The sequence below is a fragment of the Paenibacillus sp. MMO-58 genome, from assembly GCF_037146255.1.
GTDB lineage: Bacteria > Bacillota > Bacilli > Paenibacillales > Paenibacillaceae > Pristimantibacillus.
The window spans coordinates 41,157-64,889 of record NZ_JBBCVY010000019.1 but is presented as its reverse complement, the minus strand read 5'-3'; the positions used below and the strand labels follow the sequence as shown (position 1 = coordinate 64,889).

Sequence of the window (23,733 nt, the reverse complement as noted above, 5' to 3'; positions counted from 1 at the left end):
CGGAGGGGAACCACGCGTTCCCATACCGAACACGACCGTTAAGCCCTCCAGCGCCGATGGTACTTGGACCGCAGGGTCCTGGGAGAGTAGGACGTCGCCAAGCAATGAAGAGCCTGTCGCATTACGCGACAGGCTTTTTGTTTCCGCATAGTTATCAACGGTTCATCCACAACCTGAACAGCTGATCCACATTGGGATTAAGCTGCTTTTTTGTTTTGATATCCACATGTGAATAGTCACTCAATTACAACTTATCTGTATTTTGTAGATGAAGTTGTGTATAAATCGTCAAACCACCTTATTTTGTGCACGTTTGCGGTCTGGATAACTGGATATCCCCGTGGATAGACAAGGCCGCTTACCCGAGAATTTCCCCTTTCCCTCCTTATCCTGTTTATAAACTCCCTATAATGGTTTAATAACAATATAGAGCCTTTAGCTTGCTCGAGCATTTTGCGCGCCGTTTATGCACAAATGTGAGTAGTCCGTGGATGAACGGCTTGAAGACAGCTGCAGCTGCGTTAATGTGAAGGACTGTGTATAAATCGCATCCATCCGCACCATGCTAGATAATGGCGATAGTATGTTTGTTAAATTATCTGAAAATTGAAATTCCATGTATTGACCTTTCCTGATTTTTGCGTATAATAAAGTTAAAGTCAAAGAAAGTCAAAGTCAGTTGGGGCAGCATTTCCACAAATGCATCCACAGCTCATGTCGCCAGGAGGTTGGTAAATTTGCGTAACATTTCCGATCTCATCGAGCAGTACTTGAAGCAGATGTTGCAGGAAAGCCCGGAAGGCGCCGTTGAAATTCAACGCAATGAACTGGCAGACAAGTTTTCCTGCGTTCCGTCGCAGATCAATTATGTAATTAGTACCCGGTTCACTTTGGAGAAGGGTTACATGGTTGAAAGCAAGCGCGGCGGCGGCGGTTATATCCGCATTCAGCGGGTAGATTTGCCGGCGCTTAAGACGATTCAATTCCACATCCATCAAACGATTGGCGATTGCGTTGAGCAAAGCGTGGCGGAGGGGCTGATTTATCAGCTGGAAGAGGCAAGACTAATTACGAAACGGGAAGCGAACCTGCTACGGGCCGCGGTTGACCGCGAGACCATTGCCGTCAAGCTGCCGCTTCGCGATGAGATCAGAGCCAGATTACTACGCTCCATGCTGATATCTTTATTAGCCAAATAAGCGCCTGAGAAGGTTACACCGAAAGGAGGGGATTCGGCTTGATTTGCCAAGAATGCGGCAAGAAGCCGGCAACGCTTCATTTTACGAAAATCGTGAACGGTGAAAAAACCGAATTTCACATCTGTGAATCCTGTGCGAGGGAACGGGGAGAAGGCATCCCCGGCGCTCCAAACGGGTTCTCTATTCACAGTCTGCTGTCGGGCCTTCTCGATTTTGATCCGAGCAGCACTAACGGCGTAAACAGCGCCAAGCAACAGCAGATGATCCGCTGCGACAACTGCGGGTTAACGTATACGCAATTCAGCAAGATCGGCAGGTTCGGCTGCAGCAACTGCTACCGTCAATTTACCGAGAAGTTAGATCCTCTGCTGAAACGTGTACATGGCAATACGGTCCATGTCGGTAAAATACCGAAGCGTTCCGGCGGCCAAATTCAGTACAAGCGAGAGATTGAGCAATTGCGGCGGGATTTGCAAAGCCGTATCGAACGAGAAGAATTTGAAAGCGCGGCTCAGATTCGTGATCGAATCCGTGAGCTGGAGCGTAAAATAGTAGAACTGTAAGGCGCATGAAGGAGGTTTACTCTTGGCGAGTCATCGTTTCTCTGAGCAAGCGTTAAGCGATTGGATGAAGGGAGTTGGACCTGACTCGGATATCGTCATTAGCAGCCGAGTACGCATTGCGCGAAACTTGCGGCAGTTTCCATTCCCGATGCTTGCAACCAATCAGCAGTCGCTTGAGGTCATGAATCAACTCACTGCAATAGGGCAATCCGGCAAGCTGAATCCGGTAGGACATTTCGAAACGATTATTTTATCGGAGCTAAGCGAGCTGGAAAGACGGGTATTGGTGGAGAAGCATTTGATTAGCCCTAACCTGGCTAACGAGTCACGCGGAGGGGCGATCATTCTAAGCGAGAATGAATCGGTCAGCATCATGATTAACGAAGAGGATCATCTTCGTATTCAGTGCCTGTATCCGGGCTTTCAAGTCAAGGAGGCTTGGACGCTGGCGAATCAGATCGATGATATTTTCGAGGAAGAAACCAATTACGCATTCGACGAGAAGAGAGGTTATTTAACCACCTGTCCGACGAATGTGGGAACGGGAATACGCGCATCGGTTATGATGCATTTGCCGGCGCTTGTGCTTACGCAGCAGATTAACCGAATTTTATCGGCTGTCACGCAGGTCGGCCTTGCTGTCCGGGGAATGTATGGCGAAGGCAGCGAAGCGCTGGGGAATCTGTTCCAGATATCGAATCAGATTACGCTGGGACAGACTGAAGGCGAAATCATCGATAATTTGCACGGCGTAGCCAAGCAGATTATCGAGCATGAGAGAGCAGCCCGCCAAAGGCTGATGTCCGAGTCTCGGCTTCGTATTGAGGACCGGGTAAGACGCTCTTACGGGATATTGTCTTATGCGGCGGTGATGGATTCCAAGGAATCCGCGCAGCGGCTGTCCGATGTAAGGTTAGGCGTTGATCTGGGGCTTCTGGATCACGTCACGAGCCAATCTTTAAATGAGTTAATTGTCATGACGCAGCCCGGGTTCCTGCAGCAGACGTTCAACGAGAAGATGAGCGCTGATCAGCGGGATTACCGCAGGGCCGAATTAATCCGCAATCAATTGCGGGGTCAAACCGAGCATGGGGGTGCATGAAACATGATGTTTGGACGATTTACGGAGCGAGCGCAAAAGGTTCTTGCCTTGGCGCAGGAGGAAGCGGTTCGTCTTGGTCACAATAATATTGGTACGGAGCATATTTTGCTCGGCTTGATTCGCGAAGGGGAAGGCATTGCAGCGAAGGCATTAATCGGGCTTGGTCTTGGACTTGAGAAAATTCAGGACGAAGTGGAGGCTTTGATCGGCCGCGGTCAAGAGCAGCCTACTAACATTGCTTATACGCCACGCGCGAAAAAAGTTATCGAGCTGTCGATGGACGAAGCAAGAAAGCTTGGCCATACGTACGTAGGCACAGAACATATCCTGCTTGGTCTGATTCGCGAGGGAGAAGGCGTAGCAGCCCGGGTTCTGAATAACCTTGGCATCAGCCTGAACAAAGCGCGCCAGCAAGTCCTGCAGCTTCTGGGCAGCAGTGAAGCAGTATCCAGCAACCATGGCTCTCCATCCAATGTGAGCACGCCAACGCTGGACGGCTTAGCCCGTGACCTGACCGCTTATGCCCGCGAGGGTAACCTGGATCCGGTTATCGGCCGCAGTAAGGAAATCGAACGCGTAATCCAAGTGCTCAGCCGCCGTACGAAAAACAATCCTGTTCTGATCGGTGAGCCGGGCGTAGGTAAAACCGCGATTGCCGAAGGTCTCGCCCAAAAGATCATCGCCAACGAGATTCCTGAGACACTGCGCGACAAACGCGTAATGACGCTGGATATGGGTTCCGTTGTAGCCGGTACGAAATACCGCGGCGAATTCGAGGACCGTTTGAAAAAAATCATGGATGAGATCCGCCAAGCCGGCAACATCATCCTGTTCATCGATGAGCTTCATACGCTGATCGGTGCAGGCGGCGCTGAAGGCGCGATTGATGCCTCCAATATTCTGAAGCCTGCGCTTGCCCGCGGCGAGCTGCAGTGCATCGGCGCAACAACGCTGGATGAGTACCGCAAATACATTGAGAAGGATGCCGCGCTGGAGCGCCGTTTCCAACCGATTACGGTCGACCAGCCGTCGCCGGAAGAAGCCATCCAAATTCTTCACGGCCTGCGTGACCGTTATGAGGCTCACCACCGCGTGAAAATTACGGATGATGCAATCGTGCAAGCCGTGAAGCTGTCCGATCGTTATATTACGGACCGGTTCCTGCCGGACAAAGCGATCGACCTGATCGACGAAGCGAGCTCGAAAGTGAGACTTAACTCGTATACGGTACCGCCTAATCTCAAACAACTGGAGAACCGTCTGGAGGATATCCGCAAGGAGAAAGACGCGGCGGTTCAAAGTCAGGAATTCGAGAAAGCGGCAGCCCTTCGCGACACGGAACAGAAAATTCGCGAAGAGCTCGACGTAACGAAGAATCAATGGAAAGAAAAACAAGGCCGCACCGATTCCGAGGTAACGCCTGAAGATATCGCGCAGGTTGTGGCAAGCTGGACGGGTATTCCGGTCAGCAAGCTTGCGGAAGAAGAAACCGAGCGTCTGCTCAAGATGGAAGACATTCTGCATGACCGCGTAATCGGCCAAGAAGATGCGGTTAAAGCGGTATCGAGAGCCATCCGCAGAGCGCGCGCAGGCCTCAAGGATCCGAAACGTCCAATCGGCTCGTTCATCTTCCTTGGTCCTACCGGGGTAGGTAAAACCGAGCTGGCCCGCGCACTCGCTGAAGCGATGTTCGGCGACGAGAACGCGGTTATCCGCATCGATATGTCGGAGTACATGGAGAAACACTCCACGTCCCGTCTCGTCGGAGCGCCTCCGGGATATGTCGGCTACGAAGAAGGCGGTCAGCTGACCGAGAAAGTACGCCGCAAGCCATATTCCGTTGTCCTCCTTGACGAAATCGAGAAGGCGCATCCGGAAGTATTCAACATCCTGCTGCAAGTGCTGGAAGACGGCCGTTTGACCGATTCCAAAGGTAGAGTGGTTGACTTCCGCAACACGCTGATCATCATGACTTCGAACGTTGGCGCGGATCAAATCAAACGCAATTCTTCGCTTGGCTTTACAGCCGTGCAGGATTCGGGCCGCGAGTTCAACCAAATGAAGGATAAAGTGTTGGCTGAGCTGAAGAAAAGCTTCCGTCCGGAGTTCCTGAACCGGATCGACGAAACAATCGTGTTCCACTCGCTGGAGCAAGAGCATATCGCTCAGATCGTTACGCTGATGTCCGAAGAGCTTCGCAAACGGCTGCGTGAGCAAGAGGTGGACTTTATTCTCACCGATTCCGCAAAGGCATTCCTTGCGAAGGAGGGCTTTGATCCTCAATACGGTGCGCGTCCGCTGCGCCGTGCGATTCAGAAGCATATCGAAGACCGGATCTCTGAGGAACTCTTGCTTGGCAAGATCCGCAAAGGCGATTCCTTCACGATCGACGAGAAGGACGGCGAGCTGACCGTTAACAAATCCGAAGCTGTCTCGGAAGAGCCGGCTGCAAAATAAGCAAGGAACAACCAGGCTGCCTAAGCGAGGATTCCCTCGCCGGGCAGCTTTTGTTATTCGAACTATTTGACAATGAGAATCATTATCGTATTTGCTTGAGGTAATGATATTTTTGCGATGAAGGGTTTAAACATAGAAGCTTGGAAGAGGGAGGAACTTACGATGATTGTTGTGATGAACACAATAAAAGTGAAAAAAGGCCACGGGGAAGAGGTAGCGGAGCGGTTCGAGAAGACAAAAGGCATTGAGCAGTCGGCCGGCTTTGTTCGCATGGAGGTTATGCTAACCGAAGGACTGGCTGACTACGATGAGCTGAAGGTTAGCACAACCTGGGAGACCAAAGCTTCCTTTGAAGGCTGGATGAACAGCGATTCCTTCCGTCAGGCGCATGCCCACAAGGGAAATAAGCAAGCGGATGGCGGCAAAGGAAAGGAAGGCGAAGGCGAGCGTATTATGCTTGGCTCACAGCTTACGACGCACCGGATTCTCGTATCCAGGGATGCTGCGGCAATCTCATAATTTTTGCAGCTTATACTTTTGCATCATTTAACAAAAGCTTTCTTTATTCCGATGTTGGAATAGGGGAAGCTTTTTTCGCAAACGGAATTTGCTGGTCCGTACATTAGTTCGTAAGAGGGGGTTTATACCCTACGGATAAAATGGTAAACTTTTAAATGGTAACGCTTGTTAAAAGGAGCCTTGTATGGCAAAGATAAAGCTAAAGTTTGTATGTACTGAGTGCGGGACGGAGTCGCCGAAATGGCTGGGAAAATGTCCGGGCTGCCAGTCTTGGAATACGATGGTGGAGGAAAAAGAGACCGTTATCAAAACACAAGGTGTCGGTCTTCGCATGGCTCAGACGAAAGAAAAGCCGCAATCCATCATACATATAGAAAGTGGGCAGGAACCGCGTATTGAAACACGGTTGCAGGAGCTTAACCGGGTGCTGGGCGGAGGCGTAGTGCCAGGCTCGCTTATTCTGGTTGGCGGAGATCCCGGAATCGGAAAATCCACGCTGCTGCTGCAAACCTCGCATGCATTGGCCTCAAAGGGGCTGAAGGTGCTGTATATTTCCGGAGAGGAATCCGTCCGGCAGACGCGTCTTCGCGCTGATCGGCTTGGGGCTCTGACGGAATCCCTTTTTGTCCTTTGCGAGACAAACATGGAGCAAATAAACGATGCGATTGAGTCGGTCCAGCCGGACTTTCTCGTTATCGACTCCATTCAGACGGTGTATGATCCAAACGTTCAGTCTGCTCCGGGCAGCGTAGCCCAGGTAAGGGAATGTACCGCTCACTTCATGCGGGTAGCAAAGATCAAAGGAATCGCTACCGTGCTAGTCGGGCATGTGACGAAGGAAGGCGCGATTGCCGGTCCTCGTCTGCTGGAGCATATGGTTGACTGCGTGCTGTACTTCGAAGGAGAGCGGCACCATACTTATCGGCTCCTCCGGGCCGTTAAGAACCGTTTTGGTTCTACCAATGAGATCGGCATATTCGAAATGGGCGAAGAGGGCCTCCGCGAAGTGGCCAATCCGTCAGAGCTGTTCCTGTCGGAGCGCCCTCTTGGCGTATCCGGCTCTACGGTTGTAGCCAGTATGGAGGGAACCCGCCCCGTGCTGGTTGAGCTCCAGGCGCTTGTCGCAGCAACGAATTTTCCTTCGCCGCGACGGATGTCCACAGGGATCGACCATCACCGGATGGCATTAATTATTGCGGTATTAGAGAAGCGGATCGGCATGTTTTTGCAGACGCAGGATGCCTATTTAAATGTAGCGGGCGGCGTGAAGCTGGATGAGCCGGCAGTTGACCTTGCTGCTGCAGTCTCGCTTGCATCAAGCTTTCGCGATGCGCCTACGCGCCCCTATGACGTTATCTTTGGCGAAGTAGGCCTGACGGGCGAAGTTCGTGCCGTATCCCGTGCCGAGCAGCGGGTGAAGGAAGCGGAGAAACTTGGCTTCAAGCGGGTCATTATGCCGGAGAAAAGCTTAAAGGGCTGGAAGCCGCCGGAAGGCATCGAGATTATCGGCGTGAGTACGGTAGCAGAAGCGCTGTCCGCGGCACTTGGATAGGGGGCAAATGATGAAGGAACAAAGTCAGCTAGAAATAATGAACCAGCTTTTGCAATTAGTCGCACCAGGCACCCCGTTCCGTGATGGGCTTGATAATGTGCTTCGGGCCAAAACGGGTGCGCTGCTTGTAGTCGGGTACAGTCCCGAAGTAATGGAGGTCGTGGATGGAGGCTTTTCCATCAATTGCGATTTCTCGCCTAACTATCTGTATGAGCTCGCCAAGATGGATGGAGCCATTATCCTGAGCGAGGATATGAAAAGGATCCTGTATGCGAATACGCAGCTTATCCCGAACAACTCGATTTCTTCGATTGAGACCGGTATCCGTCATCGTACGGCGGAGCGGGTAGCGAAGCAGACCGGCAAGCTTGTCGTATCGATCTCGCAGCGCCGGAATATCATTACGCTGTACCAAGGCAATTTGCGTTATTCGCTCAAGGAAATGGGCGTTATATTAACGAAGGCCAATCAGGCGATTCAAACGCTTGAGAAATATAAGGTCGTACTTAGCCAGTCGCTCACCAACCTGTCCGCTCTTGAATTCGAGGAACTGGTGACGCTGCAGGAAGTAGCGCATGTCGTTCAGCGCGTTGAGATGGTTCTGCGCGTCAAAATGGAAATCAAACGTTATGTTACCGAGCTTGGCACCGAAGGGCGCCTTATCGCCATGCAGATGGAGGAGCTTGTTAACGGCGTTGACGAAGACGCCTGGTATCTGCTCAAGGATTATGCCAAGGATAATACCGACGACAAAATCCGCGAAATCCGTGCAGCGCTCAAAAAGCTCAGCGCGGAAGACCTGCTGGATGCGCCTCCGATTATCCGTCTCCTCGGCTACACGCATACCGCCGCCATGGTGGAGGAAGCGGTGTCGCCGCGAGGCTTCAGGCTGCTCAATAAAATCCCTCGCCTTCCATTAATTATTATGAATAATCTGATTGAGCGCTTCGGTAGACTGCCTCATATTCTGATGGCTACCATTGATGAGCTTGACGAAGTGGACGGTATTGGAGAGGTTCGCGCGCGTGCCATCAAGGACGGTTTGAAGCGGATTCAGGAGCAGATGTTCATTGACAGACAAATTTAAATCTCATACAATGGATGGAATGTGTACCGTATTCCAAACATACATTAGTAAACGGTTTTAGGGCATAGTAGAGAAGAGGTGGAATAGATGATCACTAAGTCGATACCGAGCCTTCTCACGGTCGGAAACTTATTCCTAGGAATAGCCGCCATTATTCTCGTGTTTAATGAAAAGCCGGAGACAGCCGCGATGATGGTTATTATTGCGATGCTGCTTGATGGCGTGGACGGCCGTGTAGCACGTGCGCTGAACGCGCAAAGCGAGTTCGGCAAAGAGCTCGATTCGTTATCCGATGTGATCTCGTTCGGGGTGGCGCCGGCTTTTATTATGTATGTCGTTGCCTTTCAAGAGCTTAACCCGACCATTGCCTGGATTATTACCGCGCTGTTCCCGATTTGCGGAGCTTTGAGGCTGGCGCGATTTAACGTAGTAGCCGGGAAACCGGGTTACTTTATCGGCCTTCCTATTCCCGCCGCAGGAGGCGTGTTGTGCACGCTTGCGCTGTTTCAGGATGATATTGCAGTCTCGGTTCTGCTAGCGAGCACATTGGTGCTGTCCTTGCTTATGGTTAGTACAATTAAATATCCGAACTTCAAGAAAATAGGCATTTCAAAGAAAGCCATCTGGGCCATTCCTTTTGTGGTGGCGTTGGCTGTTTTTCTTGGAATCCAATTCCCTGACCAGTTATCTAAAATAATCTTTGTACCGATGCTGTTATATGCGCTTTACGGTCTAAAAAAAAACGTTGACGGCCGCATGAAAAAACGCGTCCGCAAACGCCGAGGCAAAGATGCACAGGATGAGAACGTAAAGTCCGAGACGACGGCCTAAAAACAATACCCCACAAAGTGAAGCAAATGCTTTGGAGCGTACTCCGAGTACTTTGCGGGGGCCCCGGTGTGAAAACCGGAAAAACCTAGAGAATAAAAAGAAGGAGCTGTTCCTTGCACTCGTTATACACGAGGCAGGGAGCAGCTCCTTTTTTCGTATTCCTTACGTTAAATTAAACAATCCGAGAGTAGAACATTTATCGTATTCCTTGGCGACAACCTCGTCTAATTGAATATCAAGCAGATTGCACATGGCGGTCATGTAGAACAGATTCCGTCCGAGCTCGGATTTGAGCACGTCCCGGCAGGATTCGCATACATGGCCTGAGATATGGCTTTGAAGCGTAGATTTGGCACTCTCGAGATTCGGTTCATCTGCATACTCTTGCTTGCGGGCATTGAGTTCAATACAACCACAGTCCGTTACGGCCTTCGTCACCGCGCGGTTAACGGATGCGCCGGACTGTCCAAACTTGGACATGACGTCCAGCAGGCTTCGATGTCTAAGCAATAGTTCTGATACTTGCTGCTGGAATTGTTCCAGTGTAGGAGCACTCATCGATTCCACCTCTTTCATCAGCTTCATCTGCTATAGCTGCTAATTCCATTATAAGCATACCTTGCCATCATTTCAAAATGAAAAATCATTCACGAACCGCCGTTTAGCCCGCCCATTATTGGAACATAATTGTAATGGAGGTGGTATTTATGATGAAACGAATTATTCAAATGGCCGGTCTATTATTTGGCGGATTGGCTGGGCTCGAAGTTGAAGGCAGAACGAATAGCATAGAAGGCTGGACGCAATCGTCGCTTGGTATTTGGCAAGGAACTAGCATGTATTATTTCGCGATTGGGGCACTTTTTGGACTTCTTGTTGCGAGCATGGCTGCGGGGCGAATCATTAAGTTTATGCAGCGCGGTATTGATCAAACGGCCGAAATGCCGATGAAGGATTTGCTGGCCGGTGGCGGCGGGCTTATTGCCGGATTGTTCTTGTCCGCGCTTTTGTACCCCGCGGTAGCTAAGCTTGGCGGCCCGGGGCTGCTGATTCCGGCCGTGATGTCTCTTTTCTTCGGTTACTTGGGTCTTCGAATCGGCCTGAGCAAGAAGGACGAGCTGGCGGCTGCGGCATCGGCGATGCTGGAGCAGCGCAAGGCAGTACCGGTAGCAGATGAAGTTGGGGGCTTTGAAGAGCATAAAATTTTGGACACCAGCGTCATTATCGACGGCCGGATTGCGGATATCTGCAAGACAGGATTTATCGAAGGAACCCTGGTGATCCCGGAATTCGTGCTGGAGGAGCTGCAGCATATCGCAGACTCTTCGGACTTGCTGAAGCGTAACCGGGGACGCCGCGGGCTTGATATTTTGAACAAAATCCAAAAGGAATTAGATGTTCGGGTGCTTATTTACGAAGGAGACTTTGAAGAAATAAGCGAGGTGGACAGTAAATTGGTCAAGCTGGCGAAAGCTCTTAAAGGCAAGGTTGTTACCAATGACTTCAACTTGAACAAGGTATGCGAGCTGCAAGGCGTATCGGTACTGAACATTAATGACTTGGCTAATGCAGTGAAGCCCGTCGTCCTGCCCGGTGAAGAAATTATCGTACAAGTTATCAAGGACGGCAAAGAGCATGGACAAGGCGTCGCCTATCTGGATGACGGCACGATGATTGTTGTCGAGGGCGGACGCGATTATATCGGCACCACGATGGAAGTTCTCGTAACGAGCGTTCTGCAGACATCGGCAGGCCGAATGATATTTGCGAAGCCGAAGCTGTTGGAAAAAGCTCTGTAACCTTGTATAGTAGGGAGTAGTTGTTTATACGTACGAGGGAGATCAGGCGATGAATGCACATTGGGGAGCGGTTGTCGTTGCGGCCGGACGCGGCTCGCGGATGGGAACCAAAGAAAGCAAGCAGTATTTGCCGCTGCACGGAAAGCCGATTCTCGTGCATACGCTGGAATTGTTCCAGGCGATGGACGAGATTGCAGATATAGCGCTTGTTGTTGGTCCGGATGACGTGGAACGCTGTGCCGGGCTTGTAGAAGAATACAAGCTTGGCAAGGTGACGGCAGTGGTAGCCGGGGGAAGCGAGCGCCAGCATTCGGTCTTCGCGGGGATCAAGGCGTTGTCGCCGGCTGCCGAATGGGTGATGGTGCACGACGGCGTGCGGCCGCTCGTAACGCGGAATGCGGTGCGCGCCTGCTGCGAGAAAGCCGAGCAGAGCGGCGCTGCCGTCTTGGCCGTACCGGTCAAGGACACAATCAAACAGGTAGACGACACAGGTCTGATCGTTTCAACGCCGGACCGCCGAAGCTTGTGGGCGATACAAACGCCGCAAGCTTTTCGTCGTGATTTGCTGACCGCAGCGCATGAGCGTGCGGCGGAGGAGCATTTTCTCGGTACGGATGATGCCATGGTGGTGGAGCGAACAGGCGCGCCTGTCGTTATTGCGGAAGGCGATTACACGAATATCAAGATTACGACGCCTGATGATCTGCCCTGGGCAGAATTTTTGTTAGAGAAGCATAGGAGAGAGGAGAACAAACAATGATTCGAGTAGGACAAGGCTTTGACGTACATCAGCTGGTGGAGGGCCGTCCCTGCATTATCGGGGGCGTAACGATTCCATACGAGAAGGGGTTGCTTGGTCATTCCGACGCGGATGTGCTGCTGCATGCGATTACGGACGCGATTCTGGGGGCGCTTGGGCTTGGCGATATCGGCAAGCACTTCCCGGACACCTCCGAGGAATTTAAAGATGCCGACAGTCTGAAGCTGCTTGAGCATGTGTGGGCGCTGGCGAAGGAGCGGGGCTACAAGCTTGGCAATTGCGATTCGACGATTATTGCCCAACGCCCGAAGATGGCACCTTACATCCCGCAAATGGCGGAGATTATCGCTCGCGCGCTGGAAGCGGACATCGAGCAGGTGAACGTGAAGGCGACGACAACCGAACAGCTTGGTTTTACCGGCAGAGGCGAAGGAATTGCCTCCCAATCGGTTGTCTGCTTGATCCAGGATGTTATAATCAAGTAATGGTTTAGTTATACGAGAGGGGTTATTAGCGATGACACAAGAAGTAAGAGTCCGTTATGCACCGTCCCCGACGGGTCATTTACATATCGGTAATGCCAGAACGGCCTTATTTAATTATTTGTATGCGCGCAGCCAAGGCGGCAAATTTATTATCCGCATTGAAGATACCGACGTGAAACGCAACGTGGCGGGCGGGGAAGAAAGCCAGCTGAAATACTTGAAATGGCTTGGCATCGACTGGGATGAGAGCATTGATATCGGAGGCGGATACGGCCCATACCGTCAGACCGAGCGCCTTGATATTTATAAGGAATATTGGCAGGACCTGATTGACCGCGGCCTTGCTTACCGCTGCTATTGCACGGAAGAAGAGCTTGAGCAGGAGCGGGAAGAGCAGATGAGCCGCGGCGAGACACCTCGTTATTCCGGACGCCACCGTGATCTGACGGAGGAACAGCGCCAGGCGTTTGAAGCGGAAGGCCGCGTAGCCAGCGTTCGTTTCCGCGTACCGGAGGGGAAAACCTTCGCATGGGACGATATGGTTAAGGGCTCCATCAGTTTCGATACGGCTGAGATGGGCGATTTCGTTATCGTGAAAAAGGACGGCATTCCGACTTACAACTTTGCCGTGGTAATCGATGATTACCTGATGAAGATCAGCCACGTTCTGCGCGGCGAGGATCATATCTCGAATACTCCGCGACAGCTGATGATTTACGAAGCGCTGGGCTGGGAAGCTCCGAAATTCGCTCATATGACGCTGATCGTAAACGAGAGCCGCAAGAAGCTTAGCAAACGCGACGAGTCGATCATTCAGTTCATCGAGCAATACGACGATCTTGGCTATCTGCCGGAAGCGTTGTTCAACTTTATTGCTTTGCTCGGCTGGTCGCCTGAAGGCGAGCAGGAAATTTTCACGCATGACGAGCTGGTTAACGTATTTACGGCCGAACGTCTGAGCAAAAGCCCTGCCGTATTCGACACGCAGAAGCTAAGCTGGATGAACGGCGAATACATGAAAAAGATCGATCTCGAGCGTCTTGTCGACCTTTGCTTGCCGCATCTGCAAAAGGCTGGCCGAGTGGGCGAACAGCTGGATGCCGCCGACCGCGAATGGGTGACGGCACTTGCCGCCCTCTACCAAGAGAAGCTTCGCGCAGCATCGGACATCGTAGAGCTTACGGAGCTGTTCTTCCACGATACGTTTGAGGATGAAGAGGAAGCTAAGATTGTGCTTGCCGAAGAGCAGGTACCGGCTGTCCTGACGGCGTTCCTTGCCAAGATTGAAGATAGCGAAGCTTCGGCCTTTACCGTTGACGGCATTAAAGACTGGATCAAAGCGGTTCAGAAGGAAACGGGCTTCAAAGGCAAGCAGCTGTTTATGCCGATCCGCGCTGCGCTTACGGGTCAGACGCATGGCTCCGACCTGAACCAGTCTATTGCCTTGCTTGGCCGCGATAAAGTGATTAACCGCCTCAAGAACCGTCTGGGTTAAGCATTACCCGGGGCGGACAAGGTTGACAAGCGGTGTTATAAATTCCTTGTCACCCTTACGGGGATTCGCTATACTGTTACTAATTACAATTCGATGACTTAAAAAGCCATGAACAGGAAAAGTACGTTTTGCCGGATTTACAGAGAGGACAATCAGCATTTGCCTATTAGCCAAGCTAAGGATTGGCAGGTAGGGATGCGGGCTGCAAGTTGTCTAGTTCGGGGGGCGGAAAATTGCACCTGGGAGCTTTGTTCCGATCCGTAATCCTACCGCTTCGTATACCGGAGCCGGCGGAGCGGGGTAGGCAGCAACGTATCAGCCAACGTTACAGGCTTTAAGACGGACAGCCGGATTAGGCTGAGCCAAAGCTCGTTATTGTGCTATGGTTCGTAATCTGGTCGTTCAAGCAGAGTGGAACCGCGACGTTACACGCCCGCCTCTGCAGCATTTCAAATGCTGCAGAGGCTTTTTTGTTTTCAGGCATTGATTAGCTTCACCTTGTTAGCTTTGTTTTTGTTGCGGGGGCCGTGGCACAGGGGAGAGGAGAACACGCATGTTTCGCCATATTAGATCAGACATTAAGGCAGTATTTGAGAACGACCCGGCAGCTCGAAGCCGGTTTGAAGTTGTCTTTACGTATTCGGGTCTGCACGCGATATGGGCTCACCGGATTGCGAATAAATTTTTCCGCAGAGGATGGTTTACGGTTGCGCGGATCATCTCGCAGTTCAGCCGTTTTATGACGGGGATCGAGATTCATCCGGGAGCAACGATCGGAGAGCGGTTGTTCATCGACCACGGAATGGGTATAGTGATTGGAGAAACATGCGAGATCGGCGATGATGTCGTTATTTATCAAGGCGTAACGCTTGGAGGAACAGGCAAGGAAAAAGGCAAACGCCATCCTACCATCGGCAACAATGTCGTTATCGGATCCGGCGCGAAAGTATTAGGCTCGTTCAGTGTTGGCGATAATTCGAATATCGGATCGAATGCCGTTGTCCTGCGCGAGGTGCCCGATAACTGTACCGTCGTAGGTAATCCTGGGCGTGTCGTAAGACGAAACGGCGAGCGGGTCGGAGACCGGCTTGACCATAAGCAGCTGCCGGACCCCGTCATTGAGATGTTCCGCGAAATGCAAAAGGAAATAGATAGTTTAAAGGCCGAGGTCGAGAGGCTTCGCGAGCCAGTAGCTGGAGGAGAAACGAGATCATGAATGTTCAAATTTATAATACGCTGACCCGAGCAAAGGAAGCATTCGTCCCGCAGGAACCGGGAAAAGTAAAAATGTACGTCTGCGGACCAACGGTCTATGACTATATTCATATCGGCAACGCGCGCCCGGTTATTTTCTTCGATGTCGTACGCCGTTACCTGGAGCATGCAGGTTATGACGTCAACTACATCGTGAACTTCACGGACGTAGACGACAAGCTGATCAAGAAGGCGGAGCAACTCGGGCTTACGGTTCCGGAGGTTGCCGACAAGTTCATTAACGCGTTTAACGAGGATATTGCTTCGTTAGGCGTGCATAAGGCAACGTTGAACCCGCGCGTTACCGAGCATATCCCATCGATCATTGCGTTTATTCAAGGCCTTGTCGACACAGGCTATGCTTATGCAAGCGAAGGCGACGTGTATTACCGTACCTCGAAATTCGAGGAATACGGCAAGCTGTCGCATCAGAATTTGGAGGAGTTGCAGTTCGGCATCCGGATCGAGGTTGGCGAGCGCAAGGAAAATCCGCAGGACTTCGTGCTGTGGAAAGGCGCAAAGCCTGGCGAGATCAACTGGGAGAGCCCGTGGGGACCGGGACGTCCGGGCTGGCATATCGAATGCTCGGCGATGGCGCGCGAATATTTGGGCGATACGCTTGATATTCATGGCGGCGGCCATGACCTGCAGTTCCCGCATCACGAGTGCGAGGTTGCCCAATCCGAGGCATTGACAGGCAAGCAGCTTGCGAACTACTGGATGCACAACGGCTACATTCATATCAACAACGAGAAGATGTCCAAATCGCTTGGCAACGGGATTACGGTTAACGAGCTGGTGAAGCGTGTGAAGCCGGCAGCTATCCGTTACTTTATTTTGTCGACCCATTACCGCAGCCCGCTTAACTTCACGGACGAGACAATCGCTCAGGCCGAGAACAGCGTGGAGCGGATCGCGAATTGCGCGGCTAACCTGAAGCATCGGCTTTCGACGTTTGACGGTCAGGCAGATGGTACGGCTCTCGGTGAGCTTGGCGACAGAATCGCGCAGCTTAAAGCGCAATTCGAAGCGAAGATGGGCGACGACTTCAATACTCCGGATGCGATTACCGCCGTATTTGAGCTGGTTACGGAAGCGAACCAGTACATGAACCGCTCGGACGCTTCGCCGGAGGGGATTGCCGCACTGCTGGCAGCTCTTGAAGGAATGAACACGGTGCTGGGTCTGCTGCCGGAAGCGGGTGCTGATGCCGAACTCCTGGATGACGAGATCGATGCGCTTATCGTTGAGCGGACGGAAGCGCGTGCGGCGAAGAATTGGGCAAGAGCGGATGAAATCCGTAACCTGCTCACCGAAAAAGGCATTGCGTTAGAGGACACTCCGCAAGGGATTCGTTGGCGGCGCCTGTAGAACTCTGCCGCAAATCGATTGGAGGAAGTGTCATATTGAACAGCAATGAACGTGAACATGCAAGCTTAGAGGAAGCGGGACAAGGGAGTGGAGCAGGGGCGGGGCTTTTGTTCCACCGTCCGGCCAAGAAGACGCAGCTCATTAATCCGGTTGTGCTCGCTTATGTAGGAGACAGCGTATTCGAGCTGTTGGTCCGGCAGTACCTGGTGTCGCTGCCTAATCATAAATCGCATCATCTTCACAAGGAAGCGACCAAGATCGTATCGGCGAAGGCACAGCGCAAGCTCCTGGAGAAATGGAAGCCGATGCTGACGGAAGAGGAAGCGGATATCGTAAGGCGCGGCCGCAATACGAAATCCGGAGCGCCGCCTAAGAATGCGGACCCCGCCGATTACCGGCAGGCTACCGCGCTTGAGTGCCTGGTCGGCTATTTGTACTATGAAGGACGAATTGAACGTCTGAATGAATTGTTTGCGGCAGCAGTTGCTCCGCAGTCGGAAGACCATCAGGAAGAGAAGGAGGGACAAGCGTGAGTGAACGTTACAACCAAGAAGAAATGATTGCCGGCAAGCATCCTGTTATGGAGGCGCTTCGTTCCGGTCGTGATATCAACAAGATTTGGATCGCCGAGGGCGCGCAGAAGAGCCTGACACAGCCGATTGTGGCGGAAGCCAAGCAGCATGGCGTCATCGTGCAGTTTGTGGACAAGCGCAAGCTGGATACCATGGTGGAGGGCGTTCAGCATCAAGGCGTTGTTGCGCAGGCGGCGGCTTTTGCTTATGCGGAGATTGAGGATCTGCTGGCGAGAGCCCGCGAGGTGAACGAAACGCCGTTTCTGCTTATTCTCGACGAGATCGAGGATCCGCATAATCTGGGCTCCATTTTGCGTACGGCGGAATGTACCGGGGTACATGGCGTTATAATTCCGAAGCGACGTTCGGTTGGCCTGACGGCAACGGTGCTCAAGACATCCGCTGGCGCGGCTGAGCATGTGCCTGTAGCGCGGGTGACGAACCTTGCCCAGACGATCGACCGTTTGAAGGAAGAGGGCGTATGGGTAGCGGGTACGGACGTAAGTGCTCCGCAGGATGTATATAAGACAAAATTTGATCTGCCGCTTGCGATTGTTATCGGAAATGAAGGCAAAGGTATGGGCCGTTTGATCAAGGAAAAATGCGATTTTCTGGTCAAGCTGCCGATGCACGGCCGTCTTAACTCCCTGAACGCATCCGTGGCGGCGGGCGTTTTGATGTACGAAGTGGTCAGGCAGCGCCGGAGTGTATAGCCGATGAACCGGCGCAATGATATTTTGCTGGTGGACGGCTATAATATGATCGGCGCCTGGCCAATGCTTGAGAAGCTGAAGGAGATCGATCTGGAGGAAGCGCGGGACAAGCTGCTCGATATGCTGGCCGATTACCAAGGCTTCTCGGGCATGACGGTGTATGTTGTTTTTGATGCCCATCAAGTGCCCGGACTTGGCGCGACTTACCGGCATCATAAGCTTACGATTGTCTATACGAAAGAGAAAGAAACGGCGGATGAATGCATTGAACGGCTGGTCACGGAACTGACGGCCAGACGACGAAACGTATTCGTAGCCACCTCCGATCTTGTCGAACAGCATGTCGCTTTTGGCAAAGGGGCTCTCCGGCTGTCGGCTCGCGAGCTGCTTATCAATATTCAGCAGAATCGCAAGCAAATCGAGCTCACTTTGCGGGAGGACATACCGGTCAAGCGCAACACGCTCGACGGGAATCTCAGCCTTGAGGTGCGCACAAAGCTGGAGCGCCTTCGGCGCGGCGGCAAATAGTCCTCTTTTTCATCCATAAAATTACAGAATTTCTATTAAAACGACTCTCCCAATACGGCAAATCGGTTGACGGTGTAAGATTACATAATGTATACTGGCTCTATATTTAGTGATGAGAACGGCAGTTTTATCGCTATTTTGTCTTGTTTTAAATCGTTGTGGCAGGAAGCCATGGATATAGGTTGCATATGAATCTAGCGGCGTACGCCTTGCAGGCCGGAGGGATAGTTCGTGAGCATCGACCTCAAAAAATGGAGTACGCTTGAGTATGACTGCAGTTCTGACGAGGATATCGTAGAAGCGGTTCGTAACGGCGACAGTCTGGCTCTTGAATATTTGATCAACAAATATAAGAACTTTGTCCGTGCCAAGGCCCGTTCTTACTTCCTGATCGGGGCTGACCGGGAAGATATCGTGCAGGAAGGCATGATCGGACTCTATAAATCTATCCGCGACTTTAAAGGGGACAAGCTTGCTAGCTTTAAAGCTTTTGCGGAGTTATGTATTACGAGGCAGATTATTACGGCCATAAAGACGGCTACCAGGCAGAAGCATATTCCGCTTAATTCTTATGTTTCTTTGGATAAGCCTATTTATGACGAAGATTCTGACCGTACTCTTCTTGACGTGATTTGCGGCACCCGGGTATCCGATCCGGAGGAGCTTATCATTAACCAGGAGGAATTTGTTGGTCTTGAGGACAAGATGTCAGAGATTCTAAGCGATCTGGAGCGGAAGGTGCTTATGCTCTATCTGGACGGTAGATCGTATCAGGAAATTGCTGTTGACCTCGACAGACATGTCAAATCGATTGACAATGCCCTGCAGCGTGTAAAGCGCAAACTTGAGCGTTACTTGGAAGTTCGGGATCTTAGTGGATAAGCTATTAATCTTTATACGCGGTATAGAGTTGATATGAGCTGTTCTCCCGTCCGGCATCAGGCCGGAGGCGGAGGGCAGCTCATTTTAAGTTTTAAAAGCATGAATTGTGACGATAATAGTAGAGACGAGATTCCTGGTGTCGCCATATTTCCATAATATTCGCTATGGCCCAGCCTATGTTTTCATTGACATTGGAATAGGCCGTGTGATAAATTGTTTTAGGTAGGCCTTGATGTGAGGCTTTGTTTTGTATTGGGGCCGAAGTAGCAATGTCATATACATATGGCGTTGTGATCCGTTATTTAGCAGTTCGGGAGGTGTAATTCAATGCGGGTAATAATCACGTTGGCATGCACAAACTGCAAACAGAGAAACTATGCGAGCAGCAAGAACAAACGCAATCACCCCGACCGCATCGAGTTGAAGAAGTTTTGCAAGTTCTGTAACGAGCAGACTCCTCATCGCGAGACGAGATAGTCATTGGAGGTGTTGACGTGGCATTTTTGGCTAAACTGAAGCAAAGCTTCGGAACAACGTTTAGTTTCTTTGCCGACAGCTGGGCAGAACTTAAAAAGGTTCGCTGGCCAAACCGTAAAGAGTTGACAAGCTATTCGATCGTCGTACTTCTAACGATCGCGTTTGTGACGATTTACTTTTGGCTTCTTGACATCGGGATCTCGTCTCTAGTTAATCTGATTGTTTAAGAAGGGTCCAAAGGTGGATTGGAATGGAAAAAAGATGGTATGTCGTACACACTTACGCCGGTTATGAGAACAAAGTGAAAGCCAATTTGGAGCGTCGCCTCGAATCGATGGGCATGGAAGACAAAATCTTTCGCGTTCTGGTTCCGATGGAAGAAGAAGTGGTAGAGAAGGACGGTAAGAAAAAGACTGTTCAACGTAAAGTTTACCCCGGCTACGTCCTCGTGGAGATGGTTCAAACTGACGATTCATGGTATGTTGTTCGCAATACGCCGGGCGTCACAGGATTTGTAGGGTCAACCGGTTCTGGTTCCAAGCCAATTGCGCTTATGCCAGACGAAGTAGAACAAATTCTGAAGCACATGGGCATGGAAGAGCCTAAGCCGAAGATTGAATTCGACCTGAAGGAAACCGTGCGCGTCAAAGTAGGTCCTTTTGCGGATTTCGTTGGTACAGTGGAAGAAATTCTGCTCGACAAATCCAAGCTTAAGGTACATGTCAACATGTTTGGCAGGGAGACCCCGCTTGAGCTGGACTATACTCAAGTGGAGAAGATATAATATCCGGTTTCCGTAGTTTGGGATTACTTGTGTAAGGAGGTGTAAGTCATGGCAAAAAAGGTTATCAAAATGGTCAAACTGCAAGTTCCTGCAGGTAAAGCTAATCCGGCTCCGCCGATTGGTCCGGCACTTGGTCAAGCAGGCGTTAACATTATGGCGTTCTGTAAAGAATTCAATGCTCGTACTGCAGACCAAGCGGGATTGATTATCCCGGTTGTTATCACAGTGTTTGAAGACCGTTCCTTCACTTTCGAAACTAAAACTCCACCGGCAGCAGTATTGCTCCGCGTTGCAGCAGGTATCGAAAAGGGTTCCGGTGAACCAAACAAAAAGAAAGTTGCTACAGTTAAACGTTCGAAAGTTCGTGAAATCGCTGAGCAAAAAATGCCTGACCTGAATGCAGCTTCCGTTGAGGCAGCGATGCTTATGATTGAAGGTACTGCACGCAGCATGGGTGTTACTATCGTTGACTAATTGTGTAACTGGCCGCTTGCGGTCGGTTAACACATGGGCAGCCGAATAGGCGCAGCCCGGCGAAGTGTACTGCTTCGTTTAAGTGGGAGGAGTCCCATAAGGGGAATTTTCCGCTACAACCACAAAGGAGGAAAACTCAAATGGCTAAACACGGCAAAAAGTATGCAGAAGCTGCTAAGCTGATTAACAGCGAAGCTACTTACGAGTCTTTGGAAGCAATCGAGCTTGTGAAGAAAGCCGCTACAGCAAAATTCGACGAGTCCGTTGAAGTAGCTGTGCGTCTGGGCGTTGACCCTCGTAAACAAGACCAAGCGGTTCGTGGCGTTGTTGTACTTCCGCATGGTACTGGTAAAACAAAACGTGTTCTGGTATTCGCGAAAGGCGATAAAGCAAAAGAAGCAGAAGCTGCTGGCGCTGATTTCGTTGGCGATTCCGACATGATCAACAAAATCCAACAAGGCTGGTTCGAATTCGATGTCTGCGTAGCAACGCCGGATATGATGGCTGAAGTTGGTAAACTGGGTCGTATCCTCGGCGGTAAAGGCCTTATGCCTAACCCTAAAGCGGGTACGGTAACATTCGACGTTACTAAAGCTGTTCAAGAAATCAAAGCTGGTAAAATCGAATACCGTCTTGATAAAGCAGGTCAAATCCATGCTCCAATCGGCAAGGTTTCCTTCGACGCAGAGAAACTTAACGAAAACCTTAAGTCTCTGATCGACGCTCTGAACCGTGCTAAACCGGCAGCAGCTAAAGGGGTTTACCTGAAAAACATTTCCGTTTCTTCGACAATGGGCCCTGGCGCTCGCGTCAACGTAGCGGTTTACCGCTAAGTTTAACGAGAACGGAATTAAAATTCGAATACGCATACCGTAGACAGTAGGTGCCGCAAGGCTTAATTTCCTACCGAGGTGTTATGATAAATACAGCTTGCGCGTGATTAACTTCACGGCAGCGATATATCATGGCCTTCGCAGTCGCTGTGGAGGCCTTTCTCATGCACCCTAGGCAGAGGAAGCTCGTCTTATAAACGGGATGTACAACTATTACAGGAGGTGTACAGTTTGGCTAACGTTAAAATCATCCAAGAGAAACAACAAGCGGTTGAAGAAATCACAGCGAAGCTTCGTGAGAGCTCCAGCACTGTTGTTGCTGACTACCGCGGATTGAACGTTGCGCAAGTAACTGAACTTCGTAAACAGCTGCGCGAAGCAGGTGTTGAATTCCAAGTTCTGAAAAACTCGCTCGTTCGCCGTGCGACTGAAGCTGCGGAATTGTCCGATCTGAACAGCATTCTGGTTGGTCCTACAGCCATTGCTTTCAGCGTGAACGATGCTGTAGCACCAGCGAAAATCTTGAACGATTTCGCTAAAAAGAACGACGCTCTGAAACTTAAAGGCGGCGTTGTTGAAGGTAAAGTAGTAGGTGCGCAAGAGATTAAAGCACTGGCGGAACTTCCGTCCCGCGAAGGCTTGCTCTCCATGCTCCTCAGCGTCCTGCAAGCTCCAATGCGCAACTTCGCGCTTGCGGTTAAAGCAGTCGGCGAGCAAAAAGAAGCACAAGCTTAAGTTAAACCGTCATTTGTACGAACGAACCGCCGACCTTCCCCGGAAGGCGGCATAAAACCAAAAAAAATCAACCACTTTCGGAGGTATAACCATGTCTAAAGAGCAAATCTTGGAAGCAATCAAAGTTATGACTGTTCTTGAACTGAACGATCTTGTTAAAGCAATCGAAGAAGAATTCGGCGTTACAGCTGCTGCACCAGTAGCAGTAGTAGCAGGCGGCGCAGCAGAAGTTGCTGAGCAAACTGAATTCGACGTTATCCTTAACAACGCTGGCGCTTCCAAAATCAACGTAATCAAAGTGGTTCGCGAAATCACTGGTCTGGGCCTGAAAGAAGCTAAAGACCTGGTTGACGGCGCTCCTAAACCAATCAAAGAAAAAGTTGGCAAAGAAGAAGCAGAAGCGGTTAAAGCTAAGCTTGAAGAAGCTGGCGCTGCTGTAGAAGTGAAGTAATTTCGCTTCAAGCTATAATAACGGGCCCCTTGAAACGTCACGTTTCAAGGGGTTCGTTGCATGTTCAAGACTTGTAGCTCAAGAGGCAGGAGGCCAAAAAGAATGTCGGACCACTATTACTCCCAAACGCCGGGAGTGAAGCATGATAGACAAGTGCATGAAGCAAAGCTTCGGGGATTCGCTCTGCGGTTTGTGACGGATGCTGGCGTATTCTCGAAATCTGGCGTCGATTATGGCAGCCGTGTGCTGCTGGATGCGCTCGTTCTTGCGCCATCTGCTAGAGTGCTTGATGTCGGGTGCGGTTACGGGCCCATCGGATTAACTGCGGCGAAGCTGGCGCCGGAGGGGCATGTAACCATGATCGACATAAATGAACGTGCGGTTGAGCTGTCTAAGGAGAACGCAAAGCTTAATAGCATTTCTAATGTTACGGTTGTCCAAAGCGATATCTATGAATCGGTGAAGGATAACCGTTATGACGTGATCTTGACTAACCCTCCGATCAGGGCGGGCAAACAGGTGGTCCATCGTATTTTTGAAGAAGGGTACAATCTATTAAATCCCGGCGGCAAGATGTGGGTTGTCATTCAGAAGAAGCAAGGCGCGCCATCTGCAGAGGCCAAGCTAGAAGCGCTTTTTGGCGATGTGGAAGAGGTAACGAAGGATAAAGGCTACCGGATATTTTTAGCAACAAAATCTATGACTTGATTTTCTTGACTTGACTTTTCAGATATGGTAGTATTATAAAATGTCAGCATTAAATTGGGCTCAATCTCTTTAGCTAACTAAAATGTCAAGTGCGAATTTTGG

At 50.9% G+C, this 23,733-nt stretch carries 27 protein-coding genes, 1 rRNA gene and 1 other annotated feature; of the genes, 27 read left to right on the top strand and 1 reads right to left on the bottom strand.

Going from position 1 to position 23,733, the window contains the following annotated elements:
* The 9 genes from rrf to pssA form a co-directional block, all read left to right on the top strand.
* Window positions 1-103 (top strand): 5S ribosomal RNA (gene rrf, locus WFJ73_RS31350); the annotation flags it as partial.
* Between the two features lie 634 nt (window positions 104-737).
* Entirely contained in the window at window positions 738-1,199 is a 462-nt protein-coding gene (locus WFJ73_RS31345) for a CtsR family transcriptional regulator (protein ID WP_336776735.1), read from the top strand.
* Between the two features lie 38 nt (window positions 1,200-1,237).
* Window positions 1,238-1,762, top strand: coding sequence for a UvrB/UvrC motif-containing protein (locus WFJ73_RS31340; RefSeq protein ID WP_127497437.1), 525 nt, complete (start codon window positions 1,238-1,240; stop codon window positions 1,760-1,762).
* A gap of 64 nt (window positions 1,763-1,826) precedes the next feature.
* Entirely contained in the window at window positions 1,827-2,864 is a 1,038-nt protein-coding gene (locus WFJ73_RS31335; RefSeq protein WP_442956008.1) for a protein arginine kinase, read from the top strand.
* 3 nt (window positions 2,865-2,867) lie between these two features.
* Window positions 2,868-5,321, top strand: coding sequence for an ATP-dependent protease ATP-binding subunit ClpC (gene clpC / locus WFJ73_RS31330; protein ID WP_336776733.1), 2,454 nt, complete (start codon window positions 2,868-2,870; stop codon window positions 5,319-5,321).
* A 162-nt stretch (window positions 5,322-5,483) separates the two neighbouring features.
* Window positions 5,484-5,840, top strand: a complete 357-nt coding sequence (locus WFJ73_RS31325; protein ID WP_336776732.1) for an antibiotic biosynthesis monooxygenase — start codon at window positions 5,484-5,486, stop codon at window positions 5,838-5,840.
* Between the two features lie 184 nt (window positions 5,841-6,024).
* Entirely contained in the window at window positions 6,025-7,392 is a 1,368-nt protein-coding gene (radA, locus tag WFJ73_RS31320) for a DNA repair protein RadA (protein ID WP_127497445.1), read from the top strand.
* A gap of 10 nt (window positions 7,393-7,402) precedes the next feature.
* Window positions 7,403-8,479 carry a DNA integrity scanning diadenylate cyclase DisA gene (gene disA / locus WFJ73_RS31315; protein WP_015847254.1) on the top strand — a complete coding sequence of 359 codons (1,077 nt, stop codon included), beginning with the start codon at window positions 7,403-7,405 and terminating at the stop codon, window positions 8,477-8,479.
* Between the two features lie 87 nt (window positions 8,480-8,566).
* Window positions 8,567-9,310: a CDP-diacylglycerol--serine O-phosphatidyltransferase gene (gene pssA / locus WFJ73_RS31310; RefSeq protein WP_336776731.1), complete on the top strand. Its 744-nt coding sequence runs from the start codon at window positions 8,567-8,569 to the stop codon at window positions 9,308-9,310.
* Window positions 9,311-9,472: 162 nt separating this feature from the next.
* Here the strand turns inward: pssA and WFJ73_RS31305 are convergent, their stop codons facing one another.
* Window positions 9,473-9,868 carry a DUF1573 domain-containing protein gene (locus WFJ73_RS31305; RefSeq protein WP_127497450.1) on the bottom strand — a complete coding sequence of 132 codons (396 nt, stop codon included), beginning with the start codon at window positions 9,866-9,868 and terminating at the stop codon, window positions 9,473-9,475.
* Window positions 9,869-10,017: 149 nt separating this feature from the next.
* Between WFJ73_RS31305 and WFJ73_RS31300 the strand changes: the two genes are divergently transcribed.
* The 18 genes from WFJ73_RS31300 (at window position 10,018) to WFJ73_RS31215 (ending at window position 23,631) form a co-directional block, all read left to right on the top strand.
* Entirely contained in the window at window positions 10,018-11,109 is a 1,092-nt protein-coding gene (locus WFJ73_RS31300) for a PIN/TRAM domain-containing protein (RefSeq protein ID WP_336776730.1), read from the top strand.
* 49 nt (window positions 11,110-11,158) lie between these two features.
* Window positions 11,159-11,869, top strand: a complete 711-nt coding sequence (ispD, locus tag WFJ73_RS31295) for a 2-C-methyl-D-erythritol 4-phosphate cytidylyltransferase (RefSeq protein WP_336776729.1) — start codon at window positions 11,159-11,161, stop codon at window positions 11,867-11,869.
* On the top strand, window positions 11,866-12,354 hold the full coding sequence (ispF, locus tag WFJ73_RS31290) for a 2-C-methyl-D-erythritol 2,4-cyclodiphosphate synthase (protein WP_015847249.1): 489 nt from the start codon (window positions 11,866-11,868) through the stop codon (window positions 12,352-12,354). Before ispD ends, ispF begins: the two co-directional genes overlap by 4 nt.
* Window positions 12,355-12,385: 31 nt before the next feature.
* Complete coding sequence (gene gltX / locus WFJ73_RS31285; RefSeq protein WP_336776728.1) at window positions 12,386-13,849, top strand: glutamate--tRNA ligase; 1,464 nt, start codon at window positions 12,386-12,388, stop codon at window positions 13,847-13,849.
* A 553-nt stretch (window positions 13,850-14,402) separates the two neighbouring features.
* Window positions 14,403-15,065: a serine O-acetyltransferase gene (cysE, locus tag WFJ73_RS31280; RefSeq protein ID WP_336776727.1), complete on the top strand. Its 663-nt coding sequence runs from the start codon at window positions 14,403-14,405 to the stop codon at window positions 15,063-15,065.
* The gene (gene cysS, locus WFJ73_RS31275; protein WP_336776726.1) at window positions 15,062-16,474 is read left to right on the top strand and encodes a cysteine--tRNA ligase; all 1,413 of its coding nucleotides are present in this window, start codon (window positions 15,062-15,064) and stop codon (window positions 16,472-16,474) included. The genes cysE and cysS overlap by 4 nt, the downstream gene beginning before the upstream one ends.
* 35 nt (window positions 16,475-16,509) lie before the next feature.
* Window positions 16,510-17,007, top strand: a complete 498-nt coding sequence (locus WFJ73_RS31270) for a Mini-ribonuclease 3 (protein ID WP_336776725.1) — start codon at window positions 16,510-16,512, stop codon at window positions 17,005-17,007.
* 23 nt (window positions 17,008-17,030) lie between these two features.
* Entirely contained in the window at window positions 17,031-17,759 is a 729-nt protein-coding gene (gene rlmB / locus WFJ73_RS31265) for a 23S rRNA (guanosine(2251)-2'-O)-methyltransferase RlmB (RefSeq protein ID WP_336776736.1), read from the top strand.
* 3 nt (window positions 17,760-17,762) lie between these two features.
* A complete protein-coding gene (locus WFJ73_RS31260) occupies window positions 17,763-18,287 on the top strand; it encodes an NYN domain-containing protein (RefSeq protein WP_015847244.1) in 525 nt (174 codons plus the stop codon).
* Window positions 18,288-18,518: 231 nt separating this feature from the next.
* Complete coding sequence (sigH, locus tag WFJ73_RS31255; RefSeq protein WP_015847243.1) at window positions 18,519-19,169, top strand: RNA polymerase sporulation sigma factor SigH; 651 nt, start codon at window positions 18,519-18,521, stop codon at window positions 19,167-19,169.
* Window positions 19,170-19,496: 327 nt separating this feature from the next.
* Window positions 19,497-19,646, top strand: a complete 150-nt coding sequence (rpmG, locus tag WFJ73_RS31250) for a 50S ribosomal protein L33 (RefSeq protein WP_015847242.1) — start codon at window positions 19,497-19,499, stop codon at window positions 19,644-19,646.
* 17 nt (window positions 19,647-19,663) lie between these two features.
* Complete coding sequence (gene secE / locus WFJ73_RS31245) at window positions 19,664-19,873, top strand: preprotein translocase subunit SecE (RefSeq protein WP_015847241.1); 210 nt, start codon at window positions 19,664-19,666, stop codon at window positions 19,871-19,873.
* Between the two features lie 23 nt (window positions 19,874-19,896).
* Window positions 19,897-20,430, top strand: a complete 534-nt coding sequence (gene nusG / locus WFJ73_RS31240; RefSeq protein ID WP_015847240.1) for a transcription termination/antitermination protein NusG — start codon at window positions 19,897-19,899, stop codon at window positions 20,428-20,430.
* 48 nt (window positions 20,431-20,478) lie between these two features.
* Window positions 20,479-20,904, top strand: coding sequence for a 50S ribosomal protein L11 (rplK, locus tag WFJ73_RS31235; protein WP_015847239.1), 426 nt, complete (start codon window positions 20,479-20,481; stop codon window positions 20,902-20,904).
* A 140-nt stretch (window positions 20,905-21,044) separates the two neighbouring features.
* Window positions 21,045-21,737: a 50S ribosomal protein L1 gene (gene rplA / locus WFJ73_RS31230; protein ID WP_336776724.1), complete on the top strand. Its 693-nt coding sequence runs from the start codon at window positions 21,045-21,047 to the stop codon at window positions 21,735-21,737.
* A 19-nt stretch (window positions 21,738-21,756) separates the two neighbouring features.
* Window positions 21,757-21,909, top strand: a sequence feature (ribosomal protein L10 leader region).
* A 59-nt stretch (window positions 21,910-21,968) separates the two neighbouring features.
* Window positions 21,969-22,472 (top strand): 50S ribosomal protein L10, encoded by a 504-nt coding sequence (rplJ, locus tag WFJ73_RS31225; RefSeq protein WP_015847237.1) that lies wholly within the window; start codon window positions 21,969-21,971, stop codon window positions 22,470-22,472.
* Window positions 22,473-22,563: 91 nt separating this feature from the next.
* Window positions 22,564-22,923: a 50S ribosomal protein L7/L12 gene (gene rplL, locus WFJ73_RS31220; RefSeq protein WP_127497473.1), complete on the top strand. Its 360-nt coding sequence runs from the start codon at window positions 22,564-22,566 to the stop codon at window positions 22,921-22,923.
* A 102-nt stretch (window positions 22,924-23,025) separates the two neighbouring features.
* On the top strand, window positions 23,026-23,631 hold the full coding sequence (locus WFJ73_RS31215; protein ID WP_336776723.1) for a class I SAM-dependent methyltransferase: 606 nt from the start codon (window positions 23,026-23,028) through the stop codon (window positions 23,629-23,631).
* Window positions 23,632-23,733: the final 102 nt, after the last annotated feature.

What these genes read in the sequence shown, in the direction of transcription:
- ispD (WP_336776729.1), top strand. Translation starts at nt 11,159, where the DNA reads ATGAATGCACATTGGGGAGCGGTTGTCGTTGCGGCCGGACGCGGCTCG.
- WFJ73_RS31325 (WP_336776732.1), top strand. Translation starts at nt 5,484, where the DNA reads ATGATTGTTGTGATGAACACAATAAAAGTGAAAAAAGGCCACGGGGAA.
- cysS (WP_336776726.1), top strand. Translation starts at nt 15,062, where the DNA reads ATGAATGTTCAAATTTATAATACGCTGACCCGAGCAAAGGAAGCATTC.
- nusG (WP_015847240.1), top strand. Translation starts at nt 19,897, where the DNA reads ATGGAAAAAAGATGGTATGTCGTACACACTTACGCCGGTTATGAGAAC.
- cysE (WP_336776727.1), top strand. Translation starts at nt 14,403, where the DNA reads ATGTTTCGCCATATTAGATCAGACATTAAGGCAGTATTTGAGAACGAC.
- disA (WP_015847254.1), top strand. Translation starts at nt 7,403, where the DNA reads ATGAAGGAACAAAGTCAGCTAGAAATAATGAACCAGCTTTTGCAATTA.
- pssA (WP_336776731.1), top strand. Translation starts at nt 8,567, where the DNA reads ATGATCACTAAGTCGATACCGAGCCTTCTCACGGTCGGAAACTTATTC.
- rplK (WP_015847239.1), top strand. Translation starts at nt 20,479, where the DNA reads ATGGCAAAAAAGGTTATCAAAATGGTCAAACTGCAAGTTCCTGCAGGT.
- rpmG (WP_015847242.1), top strand. Translation starts at nt 19,497, where the DNA reads ATGCGGGTAATAATCACGTTGGCATGCACAAACTGCAAACAGAGAAAC.
- rlmB (WP_336776736.1), top strand. Translation starts at nt 17,031, where the DNA reads ATGATTGCCGGCAAGCATCCTGTTATGGAGGCGCTTCGTTCCGGTCGT.
- WFJ73_RS31305 (WP_127497450.1), bottom strand. Translation starts at nt 9,868, where the DNA reads ATGAGTGCTCCTACACTGGAACAATTCCAGCAGCAAGTATCAGAACTA.
- rplA (WP_336776724.1), top strand. Translation starts at nt 21,045, where the DNA reads ATGGCTAAACACGGCAAAAAGTATGCAGAAGCTGCTAAGCTGATTAAC.
- clpC (WP_336776733.1), top strand. Translation starts at nt 2,868, where the DNA reads ATGATGTTTGGACGATTTACGGAGCGAGCGCAAAAGGTTCTTGCCTTG.
- WFJ73_RS31335 (WP_442956008.1), top strand. Translation starts at nt 1,827, where the DNA reads ATGAAGGGAGTTGGACCTGACTCGGATATCGTCATTAGCAGCCGAGTA.
- WFJ73_RS31215 (WP_336776723.1), top strand. Translation starts at nt 23,026, where the DNA reads ATGTCGGACCACTATTACTCCCAAACGCCGGGAGTGAAGCATGATAGA.
- gltX (WP_336776728.1), top strand. Translation starts at nt 12,386, where the DNA reads ATGACACAAGAAGTAAGAGTCCGTTATGCACCGTCCCCGACGGGTCAT.
- rplL (WP_127497473.1), top strand. Translation starts at nt 22,564, where the DNA reads ATGTCTAAAGAGCAAATCTTGGAAGCAATCAAAGTTATGACTGTTCTT.
- WFJ73_RS31260 (WP_015847244.1), top strand. Translation starts at nt 17,763, where the DNA reads ATGAACCGGCGCAATGATATTTTGCTGGTGGACGGCTATAATATGATC.
- WFJ73_RS31300 (WP_336776730.1), top strand. Translation starts at nt 10,018, where the DNA reads ATGATGAAACGAATTATTCAAATGGCCGGTCTATTATTTGGCGGATTG.
- radA (WP_127497445.1), top strand. Translation starts at nt 6,025, where the DNA reads ATGGCAAAGATAAAGCTAAAGTTTGTATGTACTGAGTGCGGGACGGAG.
- ispF (WP_015847249.1), top strand. Translation starts at nt 11,866, where the DNA reads ATGATTCGAGTAGGACAAGGCTTTGACGTACATCAGCTGGTGGAGGGC.